15 protein-coding genes are annotated in these 16,023 nt (G+C 73.4%); 4 read left to right on the plus strand and 11 right to left on the minus strand.

What is annotated here, in order from left to right; translation table 11 throughout:
- Positions 1–152: 152 nt before the first annotated feature.
- From BJ999_RS23095 to BJ999_RS23110, 4 genes are all read right to left on the minus strand, one after another.
- Positions 153–1,280: a glycerate kinase gene (locus BJ999_RS23095; protein WP_179835221.1), complete on the minus strand. Its 1,128-nt coding sequence runs from the start codon at positions 1,278–1,280 to the stop codon at positions 153–155.
- Positions 1,280–2,170, minus strand: coding sequence for a hypothetical protein (locus BJ999_RS23100; protein WP_179835222.1), 891 nt, complete (start codon positions 2,168–2,170; stop codon positions 1,280–1,282). The genes BJ999_RS23095 and BJ999_RS23100 overlap by 1 nt, the downstream gene beginning before the upstream one ends.
- Positions 2,167–3,297 (minus strand): S66 peptidase family protein, encoded by a 1,131-nt coding sequence (locus BJ999_RS23105; RefSeq protein WP_229810305.1) that lies wholly within the window; start codon positions 3,295–3,297, stop codon positions 2,167–2,169. Before BJ999_RS23105 ends, BJ999_RS23100 begins: the two co-directional genes overlap by 4 nt.
- An 88-nt stretch (positions 3,298–3,385) precedes the next feature.
- Positions 3,386–4,153, minus strand: coding sequence for an SIR2 family NAD-dependent protein deacylase (locus BJ999_RS23110; protein ID WP_179835223.1), 768 nt, complete (start codon positions 4,151–4,153; stop codon positions 3,386–3,388).
- A 141-nt stretch (positions 4,154–4,294) separates the two neighbouring features.
- Here BJ999_RS23110 and BJ999_RS23115 point away from each other — a divergent pair, with 141 nt between their 5' ends.
- Positions 4,295–5,260 (plus strand): sulfotransferase family protein, encoded by a 966-nt coding sequence (locus tag BJ999_RS23115; RefSeq protein ID WP_179835224.1) that lies wholly within the window; start codon positions 4,295–4,297, stop codon positions 5,258–5,260.
- Positions 5,261–5,267: 7 nt separating this feature from the next.
- On the opposite strand, the gene BJ999_RS23120 is transcribed toward BJ999_RS23115, so the two are convergent.
- On the minus strand, positions 5,268–7,244 hold the full coding sequence (locus BJ999_RS23120; protein ID WP_373292743.1) for an ABC transporter ATP-binding protein: 1,977 nt from the start codon (positions 7,242–7,244) through the stop codon (positions 5,268–5,270).
- Positions 7,245–7,441: 197 nt separating this feature from the next.
- Here BJ999_RS23120 and BJ999_RS23125 point away from each other — a divergent pair, with 197 nt between their 5' ends.
- Positions 7,442–9,373 carry a Xaa-Pro dipeptidyl-peptidase gene (locus tag BJ999_RS23125; RefSeq protein ID WP_179835225.1) on the plus strand — a complete coding sequence of 644 codons (1,932 nt, stop codon included), beginning with the start codon at positions 7,442–7,444 and terminating at the stop codon, positions 9,371–9,373.
- A 51-nt stretch (positions 9,374–9,424) separates the two neighbouring features.
- Here the strand turns inward: BJ999_RS23125 and BJ999_RS23130 are convergent, their stop codons facing one another.
- From BJ999_RS23130 to BJ999_RS23140, 3 genes are all read right to left on the minus strand, one after another.
- A complete protein-coding gene (locus BJ999_RS23130; protein WP_179835226.1) occupies positions 9,425–10,252 on the minus strand; it encodes an enoyl-CoA hydratase/isomerase family protein in 828 nt (275 codons plus the stop codon).
- 146 nt (positions 10,253–10,398) lie between these two features.
- Positions 10,399–10,611 (minus strand): helix-turn-helix domain-containing protein, encoded by a 213-nt coding sequence (locus tag BJ999_RS23135; protein WP_067886945.1) that lies wholly within the window; start codon positions 10,609–10,611, stop codon positions 10,399–10,401.
- 116 nt (positions 10,612–10,727) lie between these two features.
- A complete protein-coding gene (locus BJ999_RS23140) occupies positions 10,728–12,326 on the minus strand; it encodes an ABC-F family ATP-binding cassette domain-containing protein (RefSeq protein WP_179835227.1) in 1,599 nt (532 codons plus the stop codon).
- Positions 12,327–12,592: 266 nt separating this feature from the next.
- Between BJ999_RS23140 and BJ999_RS23145 the strand changes: the two genes are divergently transcribed.
- Positions 12,593–13,390 carry a VOC family protein gene (locus BJ999_RS23145; RefSeq protein WP_179835228.1) on the plus strand — a complete coding sequence of 266 codons (798 nt, stop codon included), beginning with the start codon at positions 12,593–12,595 and terminating at the stop codon, positions 13,388–13,390.
- A gap of 45 nt (positions 13,391–13,435) precedes the next feature.
- Here BJ999_RS23145 and BJ999_RS23150 read toward each other — a convergent pair whose 3' ends face one another.
- From BJ999_RS23150 to BJ999_RS23160, 3 genes are read right to left on the minus strand one after another with little or no spacing between them, the layout of a single operon-like run.
- Positions 13,436–14,197: an AIM24 family protein gene (locus BJ999_RS23150; protein WP_179835229.1), complete on the minus strand. Its 762-nt coding sequence runs from the start codon at positions 14,195–14,197 to the stop codon at positions 13,436–13,438.
- 2 nt (positions 14,198–14,199) lie between these two features.
- Positions 14,200–14,853, minus strand: coding sequence for an AIM24 family protein (locus BJ999_RS23155; RefSeq protein ID WP_141586133.1), 654 nt, complete (start codon positions 14,851–14,853; stop codon positions 14,200–14,202).
- Positions 14,853–15,491 (minus strand): AIM24 family protein, encoded by a 639-nt coding sequence (locus BJ999_RS23160; RefSeq protein WP_229810304.1) that lies wholly within the window; start codon positions 15,489–15,491, stop codon positions 14,853–14,855. The genes BJ999_RS23155 and BJ999_RS23160 overlap by 1 nt, the downstream gene beginning before the upstream one ends.
- Positions 15,492–15,558: 67 nt before the next feature.
- Here BJ999_RS23160 and BJ999_RS23165 point away from each other — a divergent pair, with 67 nt between their 5' ends.
- On the plus strand, positions 15,559–15,954 hold the full coding sequence (locus BJ999_RS23165) for an ABC transporter permease (RefSeq protein ID WP_179835230.1): 396 nt from the start codon (positions 15,559–15,561) through the stop codon (positions 15,952–15,954).
- The last annotated feature ends 69 nt before the right edge of the window (positions 15,955–16,023 follow it).

Consider the following 16,023-nt stretch of genomic DNA (forward strand, 5'->3'; position numbering starts at 1 on the left):
GGGCACGCGCGCGAACGCGTGACCTGCCCGGTGCAGCGAAGCCGGAGGCGAGCGAAACCGGGCTGATCGCGAAGCGATGCCGCGTTCGCCCAGGCCCCGTCATGTAGCGAGCCGCCAGGCGAGCGAAGTGGGCCGGGACTTTGAAACACAGCCTAGCGGCGGAACAGGCGGACCGCCTGCTCGGCGACGGCGGCGAGCAGGGGCGCTGCGCCCGCCTTCAGCTCCTCCAGGGTGCGGGGGCCGTCGGCGAGGCTGAACGCGGCGGTCAGGCCGAGCGCGTGCAGCTCCTCCAGCGGGCCGGCGACGCCGCCGGCCAGGGCGACGCACGGGACGCCGCGGTCCCGGGCGAGCGCCGCGACCGCGGACACCACCTTGCCGCCGGCGCTCTGCCCGTCCACGCGGCCCTCCCCCGTGACGACGAGGTCGGCGCCGTCGAGCGCGGCGGGCAGGCCGACGGCCTCGGCGACCAGGAGGGCTCCCCCGGACGGCGCGGCGCCGAGCAGGCCGACGAGCCCGCCGCAGGTGCCTCCGGCCGCGCCCGCCCCGGGCAGGTCGTGCACGCGGGGGCCTCCCCGCGCGGCGACCGCGTCGGCGAAGACGGCGAGGGCGGCGTCCAGCTCGGCGACCTGGCCGGGGGACGCGCCCTTCTGCGGGCCGAACACGGCGGCGGCGCCGTCCGGCCCGACGAGCGGGTTGGTCACGTCGCAGGCCACCCGGAACCGGGTCGCGCGGACCTCCTCCGGTACGCCGGAGTCGTCGATCGACGCCAGGCGGGCGAGCGCGGCGCCGCCCGGCGGCAGCTCCCCGCCCGCGGCGTCCAGGAACCGCACGCCGAGGGCGCGCAGCAGCCCGGCTCCGCCGTCGGTGCTGGCGCTGCCGCCGATGCAGACCAGCACGTCGCGTGCGCCGCGCCGCACCGCGTCGGCGATCAGCTCGCCGGTGCCGGTGGTCGCGGCGTTCATCGGGTCGGGCGGGACGTCCTCGACCAGCGGAAGCCCGGACGCCGCGGCCAGCTCCACCACCGCCGAGCGCCCGTCGCCGGACAGCGCGTAGCGCGCCTTGACCGGGCGCCCCACCGGGTCGGTGGCGGCGACCTCGACCGCGTCGCCGCCGCGGGCGCTGAGGAAGCAGTCGAGGGTGCCCTCGCCGCCGTCGGCCATCGGCACGGCGGCCACCTGCGCGTCGGGCGCGGCGCGCCGGACGCCCGCCGCTACGGCGGCGCACACCTGCGCGGCGGACAGGCTGCCCTTGAACGAGTCGGGGGCGACGACGACCTTCATCAGCGCTCCGCCGCCAGCGTGGCGAGCACGGAGGCGAACTCCTCCGGCAGGACCATGGTGTCGCCCTCGTAGCGGGTCTCCAGGAAGGTCAGCTCGCCGGCGCGCCACCAGTACAGGTACGGGCTGAGCGAGCCGGGGCCCTCCTCGTAGGCGCGGTGCGCCTGCGCCTGGAGCTCGGTCGCCGCCGCCACGGCCTCGCGGTAGCGCGCCCTCGGGTGGCCTTCGGCGATCCGGAGCGGGTGGGCGACGATGAGGCTCCGGTTGGGCGCGATGACCAGCGCGCCGTACGGGCCGATCGGCAGGTACTCCTCCAGCCACGCCAGGTGGGTGACGGCGTAGAAGGTCCATCCGTGCAGGACCGAGACGCGGACGCCGCCGAGGTCCTGCTCGTCCAGCTGGAGCGGGCCGTCGGCGCGGACGTTCGCGCGGCCGAGCATGAACAGCGCGTCGCCCGACACCGGCCAGCCGCCCATCTCCTCGGTGGTGACGGTGCGGACGGTGGTGGGGGTGTCGACCACCACCACCTCGATCAGACCGGGTGCGAACGGCCGGGCGGCGAGCACCCCGTTGTCGGCCTCCGCCGGGTAGATGCGGGTGCGCAGCAGATGCTGGGCGAGGTCGAAGTCGCTGAGGTCCAGCGGCTCCTCGATCGCGGTGACGATCGTGGTGACGTGGTCGGAGACCAGCGCGGGCCAGTCGTCGCGCGGCACGAGCCGCGCGAGCTGCCGCAGGTCGCGCAGGCTGACGTGCAGCCTGTTGGCGCCCTCCAGCAGCATGACCTCGCCGGGCACGCGGCTGCACCGGTAGCCGAGGCTCTCGGCCACGAGGACGAGCAAGGAGTCGAGGGTCCCGTCGTCCCATGGATCGGGACGGGCGTGGCGGCCGCTCATCGCGCACCTCCCGGGGGCGCTTCGAGGGTGAGCGCGCCGGTGTCCGGCACGGCGGGGTGCGGATGTGCGGGGTCGTGGCCCGGCGGGGCCGGGGCGTGTAGAACGGCGGGGGCGCCGAGTTCCAGGGTGTGCTGGCGCGGCCCGTGCCCGGCCGGGACGCCGGCGAGGATCGGGACGCCGAGCGGGCCGAGCCGCGCGGCGAACACCGCGTCGAGCTCGGCGGGGTCGCCGCAGTCCTTCCAGGAGCCGAGCGCGAACCCGGCGGCGCCGTCGAACCAGCCGGCCTGGAGCAGTTGGACGAGCATCCGGTCGATCCGGTAGGGGGCCTCGGTCACGTCCTCCAGGAAGACGATGCGCCCCGCGGCGGGCGGCGGGGCGTACGCGGTGCCGAGCACGGCCGCCAGGAGCGAGAGGGTGCCGCCGGTCAGCGGGCCCTCCGCGCGCCCGGGCCGCAGTGTGCGCGTGCCGGGCAGCAGGGTGGGCGACGGGGCGGCGCCACCGAACAGGGCGGTGCGCAGGGCCTCCAGGGAGGCGTCCGGCGCCGCCGGGTCGAGGTCGGCGATCACTCCGGCGGGCATGGGGCCGAAGGACGTCGTGAGCCGCAGGCGCGTTCCAAAGGCGCCGTGCAGCGCGGTGATGTCGCTGGAGCCGTGCAGGATCTTCGGCCCGCCGCCGGAGGCGACGGACGCCTCGGTGGCGGCGCGCAGGGCGTCCCAGTCGAGACGGTCGAGGACGCGGGTGGCGCCGTAGCCGCCCCGCGCGCAGACCACGGCGCGGACCCGCGGGTCGCACCAGGCGGCCTGGAGGTCGGCGGCGCGGTCGGCGTCGGTGCCGGCCAGCCGGTGCCAGTCGCCGCGCACAGGTCCCGCCGCGCCCAGGTTGACACGGTCGAGGGCGTGCTTGCCGACCACGACGTCAAGGCCGAGATCGCGCAGGACGGCGCAGCCCGCCTCCAGCCGGGCGGGCTCGGCGGGGCCGCTGGGCGCGACCACCGCGACGCGGTCGCCGGGCCGCAACCGCGCGTACCTGCGGGCCTTGCGCGCACGCTCCGCACCGCCGGGCGTGCCGACGGCGGGCGCGTCCGGCGACCCGTGGGTCGCCACCGCGCGGGCGCCCCCGCTGTTCAACCCGATCCCTCCTCGCACCGCGACGGATAGAGCTTGTCAGGATCCGGACGCCAGTGGAAGGGGCGACCGGTCACGACCCGCCAACAGATCATCGCCCCGTGCCGAGCGCGAGGCCGGCGAGCCGCGGCAGCGTCTCGCCGATCGGCCGGCGCAGCACCGCGTCGGCCAGCCCATCGTAGGGCGTCTCCTCCGCGTTGATGATCACCAGGCGGGCACCGTGGTCGACCGCCTCCAGGCACAGCCCGGCGGCGGGCTGCACCGTGAGCGAGGTGCCGACGGCCAGGAACAGGTCGCAGGACCGCGCGGCGGTGATCGCCGCGTCCAGGACGTGCTGGTCGAGGGCCTGGCCGAAGGAGATCGTCGCGGACTTCTGGATGCCCCCGCACTCGGCGCAGGGCGGGTCGGCCTCCCCGGCCTCCACGCGCGCGATGATCTCCTGCATCGGGGTGCGCAGCTCGCAGGACAGGCACACGGCCTCGCGCGCGGTCCCGTGGATCTCGATGACGGCGCCGTCGGTGGATCCGGCCCGCTGGTGCAGGCCGTCGATGTTCTGGGTGATCAGGGCGCGGAGCCGTCCCGCCCGCTCCAGCTCGACCAGCGCGGCGTGCGCGGCGTTGGGCTCGGCCTCCCAGACGGGGGCGTCGCGCCGGGCCCGCCAGGCGCGGCGCCGCACCTCGGGGTCGGCGAGGTAGGAGCCGATCGTGGACATCGCCTCCGCCGACGGGTCGCGCGTCCAGACGCCGTTCGGGCCGCGGAAGTCGGGGATCCCGCTGTCGGTGGAGATGCCGGCGCCGGTGAGCACCGTGATCGCCTCGGCCTCCGGCAGGAGGCGGGCCAGCGTGATGGGAGCGTCCACCGCACCATGGTAGGTCCAGCGCCGCACCGCGCGTCCCGGCGACGGGACGGGCCGCTCCGGTTAACGGATGGGTATCGGGCGGGCCCTTACGGAGGGTCACGGACCGACCGGCCCTCAAAAGGTGACAAACTTGGCCCGGTTATGAGGTCGACGCCGCACATCCTGGTGATCAACGGCACCAAGGTCCGCCGCCCGGTGTTCATCCTGGGCGCGCCGCACTCGGGTGCGGAGCTGCTGGCGCGCGCGGTCAAGCGCTCACCCGGCTTCCACCTGACCACCGGCCGGCCGGACGTCCTGCGCGTCACCTACGCGTTCGCCCGGCAGCCCTCGATCGCCGAGCGCGGGGAGGGCGCCGCACGCGTGCTGCGGGACGCCTACGCGCAGGCGTGGCAGGTGTCGGCGCGGGCCTGCGGGGAGTGCCCGGACGAGTGCCGCGAGATGGGCGGGCTGCCGCCGCGCCCGCCCGGCCGGACGGAGGGGCCCGCGCCCGGCTCCGAGGCGCCCGGCCCGTGCGTGCGGGCGCAGGGGCTCGCCCGGTACGCCGACGCCTCCCCCGACCTGATCTACAGCGCCGACGTGCTGCTGGACGCCTTCCCCGACGCCCAGCTCGTCCAGGTGATCCGGGACGGCCGGGACGTGGTCGCCGACATGCTGGCCGACGAGCGCTGCCTGGCCTGGTTCAAGCCGGGTCTGGCCAACCTCGACACGGTGTTCCCCAACCCGTTCTTCGGCGTCGAGGACCACACGGACCGGAGCCGGTGGCCGCGCGCGGCGACCGCCGTGAAGTGCGCCCTGCGGTGGCGGGGGTCCGTGCGGTTGAGCGCGAAACTCCGCCTCCAGGTTCCCGAGGAGCAGCTGGTCACGATTCGCTACGAGGAACTGGTGGCCCGGCCGCGCCGCGTCGGCGCCGAGCTGTCGGAGTACCTGGACGCGCCGCTGTCGAAGTCGGCGTTCTCGGGACTGGTGCGTGCCGGGGCGCGGGACGCCGCCGAGCCGGGCGTCGGGGTGTGGCGCGAGCGCCTCACCCCGCGGCAGGCCGCCCAGGTCGAGAAGATCGCGGGGACGGAGCTGCTGCGCCTCGGCTACCCGCTCGGCTCCGAGACCTGAACGGCCGCTACTCGGCCCCCAGCGGCTCGGCCCCCAGCGGCTCGGCCCGCCGCTCGCCCGCCGGGTCCGGGTCACGCTGGTGCGAGAACTGCGTGCGGTAGAGCTCGGCGTACAGGCCGCCCTCCAGCAGCAGCTCCTCGTGGCGACCGCGCTCGGCGACCCGGCCGCCGTCGATCACCAGGATCTGGTCGGCCTCCCGGATCGTGGACAGCCGGTGCGCGATCACCAGCGACGTCCGCCCCGCGAGGGCGGTGCGCAGGGCCCGCTGGACGGCCGCCTCGGACTCGGAGTCCAGGTGCGCGGTCGCCTCGTCCAGCACGACCACCGACGGCGCCTTGAGCAGCAGCCGGGCGATCGCGAGCCGCTGCTTCTCCCCGCCCGACAGCCGGTAGCCGCGATCGCCGACGACGGTGTCCAGGCCCTCGGGCATGTCGGCGACGAGCCCGCCGATGTGCGCGGCCTCCAGTGCGGCGAGGATCTCCTCGTCGGAGGCGTCCGGACGGGCGTAGCGCATGTTCTCGCGGATCGAGTCGTGGAACAGGTGGGCGTCCTGGCTGACGACGCCGATCTCGGCGCGCAGCGATTCGAGCGTGACGTCGCGGACGTCGACGCCGCCGATCCGGACCGCGCCGGCGGACACGTCGTAGAGCCGCGACACCAGATGCGTGATCGTCGACTTGCCCGCGCCGGACGGTCCGACGAGCGCGACCAGCTGCCCCGGCGCGGCGGCGAAGTCGACGTCGTGCAGCACCTCGCGGCCGGGCGCGGTGTCGATGCGGGCGATCGACTCCAGCGAGGCCAGCGACACCTCGTCCCCCGACGGGTAGGCGAACCGGACGTGGTCGAACTCGATCGACGGCGCCTTCGCGAGCGCCGGGCCCGAGCCGTTGCCGGACGGCGTGCGGGCCTCGCCCAGCTTCCGGGCGTCCTCGCGATCGCGGACCAGCGGCTTCAGGTCGAGCACCTCGAACACGCGGTCGAAGCTGACGAGCGCGGTCATCACGTCCACGTGCACGTTGGACAGCGCGGTCAGCGGCCCGTACATCCGGGTCAGCAGGGTGGCCAGCGCGACGAGCGTGCCGAGCTCGAAGGTGCCGTCCACCACCAGGTAGCCGCCGACGCCGTAGACCATGGCGGTGGCCAGCGCGGCGACCAGGGTCAGCGCGGTGAAGAAGACCCGCCCGTACATGGCGGCGACGATGCCGACGTCGCGGACGCGGGCGGCGCGGCCGGAGAAGTTCTCCTCCTCCTCGGCGGGCCGCCCGTAGAGCTTGGCGAGCATGGCCCCGGCGACGTTGAACCGCTCGGTCATCAGCGAGCCCATCTCGGCGTCCAGCACCATCTGCTCGCGGCTGACCCGCTGGAGCCGCTTGCCGACCCACTTGGCCGGCAGGATGAAGATCGGGAGCAGCAGCAGCGCGATCACCGTGACCTGCCAGGACAGGATGAGCATCGTCACCAGCACCAGGACCAGGCTGATCACGTTGGACACCACCGACGACAGGGTGGTGGTGAGGGCGCGCTGCGCGCCGATGACGTCGTTGTTGAGGCGGCTGACGAGCGAACCCGTCTGCGCCCGCATGAAGAACGCGACGGGCTGCCGCTGGACGTGCGCGAACACCTGGCTGCGCAGGTCGTAGATGAGCCCCTCGCCGATGCGCGCCGAGTACCAGCGCTGCGCGAGGCCGAGCACGGCCTCCACCAGGGCGAGCCCGGCGACGGCGCCCGCGAGCCAGATCACGACGCTCGACCGGCCCGGCACGATGCCGCGGTCGATGATCCCCTTGAGCAGCAGCGGGTTGGCGACGACGATCACCGCGGCCAGCGAGTTCAACGTGAGGAAGACCGCCAGCTCGCGGACGTAGGGCCGGGCGTAGCCCGCGATCCGCCCCACGGTGCCGGGCGCCAGCTTCTGCCGGGTGACGGAGCTGTCCTTGCGGAAGGACGCCATCACCTGCCAGCCGTTGCCCGACATTCCCGGCATTCCCACGAGCGCCTCCGGTAGAGCCTGGACGTATCAAGTACGTAATCAAGTAAGCATCTCAGTATCCGGCGGGCACAACGCGCCCCCGCCCGCCCGTCTTCCCGGCTCCGCTCACGGCGTAACACGCCTCTGGACAACCCGCTCGCGGCGGTGTAACCGTGATCTCCACTTCCAGGCTCACACCCCCAGGAGCCCCCATGAGACGACGACGCCTCACCGGCGGCGCCGGCGTGATCACCCTCACCGCCGCGCTCGCCGCCGCCACCGCGCTGCCCGCCGCGGCGGCCGGACCCGCCAGGTCCGCGCCCCGGCCGCCGGGCGCCCCTCAGGTCACGGTGAAGAACGGGGAGACGCAGCCGGTGTTCTCCCGCGCCGACGCCGTCACCCAGACCGTGAACATCGAGACCACGGCCGACAGCGACCGCGACGGCGTGCGGGACCGCGTGCAGTTGCGGATCATGCGCCCGAGGGAGACCGACGGCGCCGGGCTCAAGGTCCCGACGATCCTGGAGCCGAGCCCGTACTGGGCCGGGATCAACGACGTCCCGAACCACCCGGTCGACATCGGCGACGCCGGCGCCCGGTCGCTCACCTCCTCGCGGCGCGACCTGGCCGAGATCTTCCCCGGCTACTACGACAACTACTTCCTGCCGCGCGGCTACGCCGTCGCCGACCTGGACAGCATCGGGACGGGCGGCTCGACCGGCTGCCCGACCTCCGGGGACCGCAGCGAGCAGGCGGGCGCGAAGGCCGCCGTGGACTGGCTGAACGGGCGGGCCCGGGGCTGGGCTCCGGACGGCGCGCCGGTGAAGGCGACCTGGTCCACCGGGAACGTCGGCATGATCGGCCAGTCCTACGACGGGACGCTCCCCAACATGGCCGCCGCCACCGGAGTCGAGGGACTGAAGGCCATCGTCCCGATCGCCGGCATCTCCAGCTGGTACGACTACTACCGCGCGGGCGGCGGCGTGGTCGCGCCCGGCGGCTACCAGGGCGAGGACCTGGACGTCCTGGCCAAGGCCGTGCTGACCCGGAAGGACCCCGAGGTCTGCGCGAAGATCATCGACGGCATCGAGGCGGCCCAGGACCGCGAGACCGGCGACTACTCCAAGGTGTGGGCCGAGCGCGACTACGTCGGCCAGGCGCGGAGGGTGCGCGCCGCCGTCATGGTGGTGCACGGGCTCAACGACTGGAACGTCAAGATCAAAAACTCCGTGCAGTGGTGGAACGCGCTGAAGGAAGCGGGCGTCCCGCGCAAGCTGTGGCTCCACCAGGGCAACCACTCCACGCCGTTCCGCTGGCGGGTCGAGGAATGGCTGCGCCAGACGCTGCACTGGTTCGACCGCTACCTGTACGGCGTCCGCAACGGGATCGAGCGCGAGCCGCGCGTGGACGTCCAGCACGCGGATGGGACGTGGGAGACGGCGACGGACTGGCCCGTCCCCGGCACGCGCACCGTCCCGGTCAGCCTCAACGCGGGACCGGCCGGGCAGCCGGGCGCCCTCGGCCTCAGGCCCCGGTCAGGCGCGGCGCAGTCGTTCACGGACGCGGGCAAGACCCGCACGGCCGAGCAGCTCCTCGTGGGCGAGGACCAGGCGGACCCGAACCGGCTCGCCTACCTGACCGGGCCGCTGGCGAGGCCCGTCCGGGTGGACGGCATCCCCTCGATGTCGCTGCGGGCCTCCCTCGACGGCCGGTCGCCGTACCTGACGGCACTGCTGGTCGACTACGGCACCGACACCCGTCCCACGGGCGCGCGGGTCAACACCGGCGAGCAGGTCTGCTACGGCCAGAGCGTGCCGGGCGACTCCGGCTGCACGATCCGGCAGGCGCTGCACACCGAGACCGCCCCCTACAAGATCATCACGCGGGGGTGGCTGGACGCGCGGAACCGGCACGGCTTCGCCCGGACCGAGCCGATCGAGGCCGGGCGGACCTACACCTTCCGGTGGGACCTCGAACCGGCCGACTACACGGTGAAGGCCGGGCACCGGCTCGGCGTGATCCTGCTGTCCACCGACCACGACTACACGCTCCGCTACCCGGCGGGGACGAAGGTCGGCGTGCGGCCGGGCGTCAGCAGGGTGCTGCTGCCGCTGGCGCGGGGCGGCCGGGAGTCGCTCCAGTAGCGCGGCGCGGCGGGCCGGGGGCGGGGGACGCCTCTCCCCCGGCCCGTCCGCTCATGAGCCGAAGACCTCGCGGAGGCGGCCGATCTGCTCGCGGCGCTCGGCGGCGCACTGCTCGTCGAGGGTGTTCTCCGCGGCCTGCCACAGCAGCCGCTTGGTCGCGGCGGCCGCACCCGGGTTCACCGCGAGCAGGGCGTCCGCCAGGTCGCGGACGGCTCCGTCGAGGCCGTCGCGCGGGACGACGGTCTCGGCGAGCCCGATCCGGGCCGCCTCGTCGGCGAGCACCGTCCGGGCGGTGAGGCACAGCTCCAGGGCGCGCCCGACCCCCACGATCTCGACCAGCGGCTTGGTGCCGGTCAGGTCCGGAACGAGCCCGAGCGCGGGCTCCTTCATGCAGAACCTGGCGTCCTCGGCGATCACGCGGATGTCGCAGGCCAGCGCGAGCTGGAAGCCGGCGCCGATGGCGTGGCCCTGCACCGCCGCGACGGAGACGATGTCGGGGCGCCGCAGCCAGGTGTAGCCCTCCTGCAGCTCGGCGATGAAGCGGTCGGTGCCCTCGGCGTCGGCGCCGTCGGTGAACCCCTCGCCGCCTCCGCCGCCGGAGAACATGCCGAGGTCGATGCCCGCGGAGAACGAGGGTCCCTCCCCGCGCAGGACGACGACGCGCACGCCCGCGGGCAGGGAGCGCCCGATCGCGGCGAGCCCGCGCCAGGTCGCGAACGTCATGGCGTTGCGCCGCTCGGGCCGGTTCAGGGTGACGGTCGCGACCGCGCCGTCCACGTCCAGCCGCAGCCCCGCCTCGTCGAGGCCCGGCGGGACGGACCCCGCCGTCTCCGGCGCCGTGGCCGTTTCCGGCCTGCCGGCCGTGGTCGCGTCCCCCATGGGTCTTCCCTCCGATGAGCGTTCGGGTCCCGCCTCGCCGTCCACGAGGCGGGACCCGCAATCCTGTCCGCCGCCGCGACCGAACCTTACTCGGTCGGTCGCGGCGCCGGGTCAGGCGGTGCGCTCATCCGGGGGCCGGTGTCCGGTCAGGACTTCTTGCCCCGGGTCGCGCCACCGCGACCGCGCAGGTTGACGCCGGACTCGGTCAGAATCCGGTGGATGAAACCGTACGAGCGGCCGGTGGCGGCTGCCAGGGCGCGGATGCTCTCGCCGGAGTCGTACCTCTTCTTCAGGTCCGACGCCAGCTTGTCGCGCTCGGCACCGGTCACGCGGGTGCCCTTCTTCAGGGTCTCGGCCACGAGTACCTCCCGTAGTGATGTGGTGACCGCTGCGTTATCCCCCGCCATGATCAGTCATTCCCGCCGGTTCGGCTACCCACTCGGCCAGAAAAGATCTGCGGAAGTCACTCCGCAGGTCACGCGAGGGCCACCAGATCGGCAAACTCGTCACTCCAGATGTCTTCCACACCATCCGGGAGCAAAATCACTCTTTCCGGTGCGAGCGCCTCCACCGCGCCCTCGTCGTGGGTCACCAGGACGATCGCTCCGGCGAACGTCCGCAGAGCCGCGAGGATCTCCTCGCGGCTCGCCGGATCGAGGTTGTTGGTGGGCTCGTCCAGAAGCAGCACGTTGGCGCTGGAGACCACGAGCATCGCCAGTGCCAGCCGGGTCTTCTCGCCGCCGGACAGCACCCCCGCGGGCTTGTCGACGTCGTCGCCGGAGAACAGGAACGAGCCGAGGATCTTGCGGACCTCGACCGGCGCCATGCCGGGGGCGGCGGACTGCATGTTCTCCAGGACGGACCGCTCGACCTCCAGCGTCTCGTGCTCCTGCGCGTAGTAGCCGATCCGCAGCCCGTGCCCGGCCACGACCGACCCGGTGTCGGCCTTGTCGACCCCCGCCAGCAGCCGCAGGAGCGTCGTTTTCCCGGCGCCGTTCAGGCCCAGAATGACGACCCGGCTGCCGCGGTCGATGGCCAGGTCCACGTCGGTGAATATCTCCAAAGATCCGTACGATTTCGACAAACCCTCCGCGGTGAGGGGGGTTTTGCCACAAGGTGCCGGGTCCGGGAAGCGAATTTTGGCCACCTTGTCGGCCTGCCGCTCACCCTCGACGCCCGCCAGCAGCTGCCGGGCCCGCCGGTCCATCTGCTGGGCCGCCTTGGCCTTGGTGGCCTTGGCCCGCATCTTGTCGGCCTGCGACAGCAGCGTCGACGCCTGCCGCTGCGCGTTCGCCGACTCGCGCTTGCGGCGCCGCTCGTCGGTCTCCCGCTGGTCGAGGTACTTCTTCCAGCCGACGTTGTAGATGTCGATCACGCCGCGGTTGGCGTCCAGGTGGAACACCCGGTTGACCACCGCGTCCAGCAGCTCCACGTCGTGGCTGATGACGACGAGGCCGCCCTGGTGGCCTTTCAGGAAGTCGCGCAGCCAGACGACCGAGTCGGCGTCCAGGTGGTTGGTGGGCTCGTCCAGCAGCAGTGTGTCGGCGCCCGAGAACAGGATGCGGGCCAGCTCGACGCGCCGCCGCTGGCCGCCCGACAGCGTGCCGAGCGGCTGGGTCATCACCCGGTCCGGCAGGCCGAGGCTGGAGGCGATCGAGGCGGCCTCGGCCTCCGCGCTGTAGCCGCCGAGGACGTGCAGGCGCTCCTCCAGCCGCCCGTACCGGCGGACGGCCTTGTCGCGCCCGGTGCCGGTCGCGGTCGCCATCGCCTCCTCGGCGGCGCGCAGCTCGCGGATCACCTCGTCCAGCCCGCGGGCGGACAGGATCCGGTCGCGGGCCAGCTCGTCCAGGTCGACGCCGCGGGGGTCCTGCGGCAGGTAGCCGATGGTCCCGGAGGACGTCACGGCGCCCTGCGCGGGCAGCGCCTCACCCGCCAGGACCTTGGTGAGCGTGGTCTTGCCGGCGCCGTTGCGGCCGACGAAGCCGACCCGGTCGCCGGGGTTGACCCGGAAGCTGGCGGCCTCGATCAGCAGCCGGGACCCGGCGCGCAGCTCGATGTCTTTCGCGATGATCACAGTGACAGGGCTCCCCTGACGGACGGCTCGGTGGACAGGCACGAAGAAGCGCGCCGCGCGGTCCTGTGACCGGGGCGCGCTGGGCGGCCTGTCAGTTCGGGAGCGGAACCATTCGCCCAGTGTACGTGAAGCCGGACCGGCCGCGGCCATCGCGGAGCCCCCCGGATCCGATGTGTAGACGCGATGGGCGGGGCCAGGATGGGAGGTGGCGGCGTGCGGCGGACGACACCGGGGCCACGGTCCCCAGCAGAAGGAGTGTGAGTCGGATGACCCACGTCACAGGCAACGCGCCGGACGGGACGCCCAACTGGCTGGACATCGGCGTCCCCGATCTCGACCGGGCCAGGACGTTCTACGGGACCCTCCTGGGCTGGCAGTTCCAGGACGCCGGACCGGAGGCGGGGCACTACAACATGTGCAACCTGCGCGGCGAGCCCGTCGCCGGGATGATGCAGAACCCCGAGGGCGAGCCGGACGTGTACTGGTGGAACGTCTACTTCGCCGCCGACGACTGCGACGGGCTCGCCAAGCGGGCCACCGACGCGGGCGGGGAGGTCGTCGTCCCGTCCATGGACGTGATGGACCTCGGCCGCATGGCGGTCCTGCGCGACCCGCAGGGAGCGCATTTCGGCCTGTGGCAGGGCCGCTCCCACCCCGGCTCGCGGATCGTGAACGTCCCGGGCTCGTACGTGTGGAACGAGCTCGTCGCGCGCGACTCGGCCGCGGCCGGGGAGTTCTACAAGGCGGTGTTCGGCTACGAGCTGGAGCCGATGCCGGGCGACATGGACTACACCGTCCTGCGGCGGGCGGGCGACGGGCGCTACGTCGGCGGCATCCTCGGCGGATCCGGGATCGTCCTCGGCGGCGGCGGCGACCCCGCCTCGTCCTGGACGACGTATTTCGCGGTCGACGACGCCGACGAGGCGGCCCGCAGGGTCCGCGCGGGCGGCGGCACCGTCGACTCCGAGCCGCAGGACACCCCGTACGGGCGGTCGGCGACGGTCCGCGACCCCTTCGGGGTCCCGTTCCACGTGATGAAGCCCGCGCAGGAGCCGCAGTCCTGATCCGGTGGTCCCGGGGGCCGGACGTGCTCCGTCCGGCCCCCGGGATCAGCCCTGGCGTTCGGAGGCGAGCCGCTGCGTGATCGTGTGCTGGAGGCGCTGGAGGCCGGACGCGCCGACCAGCCCGATCTGGCCTTCGAGGTCGCGCAGCAGGACGTCCTCGTTCATCACGACCTCCGACGACTGCATCATCACGGTGCCCTGGCCGGTGAAGTCGAACTGGTGCTCCTCGCCGGAGGAGCCGCCGATCCCGAAGATCATCCGGGCGGCGCCGAACGCGCCGCGCATGTAGGAGTGGTCGTAGTGGTGGCACGGCGACGGGCAGTCGGCCCAGCCGAGCAGCGCCTGCGGGTCGACGCGGATCGGCGGTTCGACGAAGTGCACGGGACCGTTGGAGGCGGCGACGAACCGGCCCGTGCCGATCAGGGTCAGGAACCCGGGGATGATCGACTGCTTCAGCTCCAGGCCCGGCTCGAAGGCGAGCAGGTTACCCGCCCGGACGGTGAGGTTGCCCTCCTCCAGGTCGAAGGAGTTGACGTCGAACCCGCGGTCGGCGAGGACGAGCTTGCCCTGCCCCTGCGCGACGATCCAGTCCTGCGCGTACAGCGGGGAGTTGAAGGTGTGCGCGACGAGGGAGTCCAGCGGGCCGGACGACAGCGCCTCGAACTTGATCTGCCCGTAGTAGGCGATCATCTTGCCCTTCTGCGCGAACCACTGCCCCTTGAGGTCGACGCTGAAGGCGTAGGGGTTGACGTTGTCGTTGGACGGCAGCGTCGTGGGGTTCCAGGTCTGCGTCCCGAACGTGCTCACGGTCAGATCTTCCTCTCGCTGGCCTGGACGTAGACGACGCCGGAGCCGCTCAGCTCCAGCTGGAAGCCCTCGCCGGAGCCGCGTCCGATCAGGTCGCGCAGCCCCACCGCCGTGGTGAGCTTGTTCTGCACCTGGCCGCGGTGGGCCACGTACGCCTGCGGGTCGACGTGGACGGGACGCTGCGGGGTGATCGGCAGCTCCATCACGCCGCCGTGCGACAGCAGCGCGCACGCGCCGTGCCCGGTGAGCGTTGTGGTGAACAGGCCCTGCCCGGTGACCGCGCCGCGCACGATGCCGCGCACGCCGCCCTGCTCGCCCATGAACATGGTGCCGACCTGCAGGGTCGCGTCGTGCACCAGCAGCCGGTCGGCCTCGGCGTAGAGGGTGTCGGCGCCGTTCAGCTCGACGACGGACACGTGCAGCCCGCCGTGGCCGAACATGACGCTGCCCTGGCCGGTCACGTGCATCATCGCGCTGTGCTCGCCGGCGACGGCGCGCCCGAGCGTGCCGCCGATGCCCTGCCCGGCCGTGGCGGTCGGGGCGAACGACACCGGGCCGGTGTAGGCCAGCATGGCGCCGCGCTTGCTGTAGACCTCCTGCCCCGGTCCGATCGGGACCTGGAGCATCTTGGAGTTGATCGACTGGTAGCCGGGCATCAGATCTCCAGAATCCCGCCGCGCTCGGCCGGCTGGACGTAGACCAGCCCGTGCCCCTGGTACCGGAACTGCACGCTCTCCCCCGATCCCTGACCGATCACCGTCCGCCAGTTCACGTCGGTGACCACGTCCTGCTGAAGCTGCCCGTGGTGGCAGACGTAGGCGTGCGGGTCGACGCACAGCGGCGTCTGCGGCGTCACCTCCAGCGCGATGGCCGGTCCCTGCGACAGGACCGCCACCGTCCCGTGCCCCTCGACCTTGGTGGTGGCGAGGCCCTGACCGGTGCCCATCCCCCGCAGCCCCACGAACTGCACGCCCGTGCTCAGGTTCCCGTCGAGCGCCAGCAGGCTCTCCGACTCCACGAACAGGGTGTCGCCGGTGAGCTGGACGAGCGTCACCTCCGTCGCCTCGCTCGCCAGGTAGACCGTCCCCTGCCCGGTGATCTCCATGAGGGTCATGCCCTCGCCGGCGATCCTGCGCTTGAGGGCGCCGCGCAGGCCCTCGCCGCCCGTCATGCCCTGCCGCTTGAACGCCATCTGGCCCTCGTAGGCCACCATCGAGCCGTTCAGCGCCCGGATCGTCTCGCCGCCGATGTCGACGGCGAGCATCTTCGAGCCGTTCATTCGAAATTGCGCCACGAAGCGAGAAGATACAGCCCGGCGCGTTGCCGGTCCGCCCGGTGCGCCGATCGGGAAGGATGAGCACATGTGGATCGCTCCCGAACGCCGCAGTCTCAGCCGGTGGGCCGTCCCAGGGCTCGTCCTGGGCGCCGGTGTGGTGGTCGGGGCCGTGCTGGCCGCCGACGGGCGGTCCGGGACGGCCCTCATCGCGCTGGCCTCGCTGGCCGGGTACGCGGCGTACCTCGCCTACCGCCGCAACGAGCCGGCGCTGCCGCTCAGTGAGGGTTTCGGGTCGGGCACCCGGGCCCGCGCGCACCTGCGGGCCGCCGCCATGACGGGCGACGTGCTGACCGTCGCGGTCGTCGGCGGCCTCGTGGTGCAGGCGCTGCGCGGCGCCGACATCACCGCCTACGTGTGGCTGGCGGCCGTCGCCGGCGTGACGTACCTGCTGTCGGCGATCGCCGGCGGCCGCGGGCTGTGACCGGCCGCCGTCCGGCCGGGTGAGCTGCGGGAATAGTGGGTTAACTTCTCCTGACAACTGCGGTTTCGC

Origin of the sequence: Actinomadura citrea (assembly GCF_013409045.1) — a bacterium.
Lineage (GTDB): Bacteria > Actinomycetota > Actinomycetes > Streptosporangiales > Streptosporangiaceae > Spirillospora > Spirillospora citrea.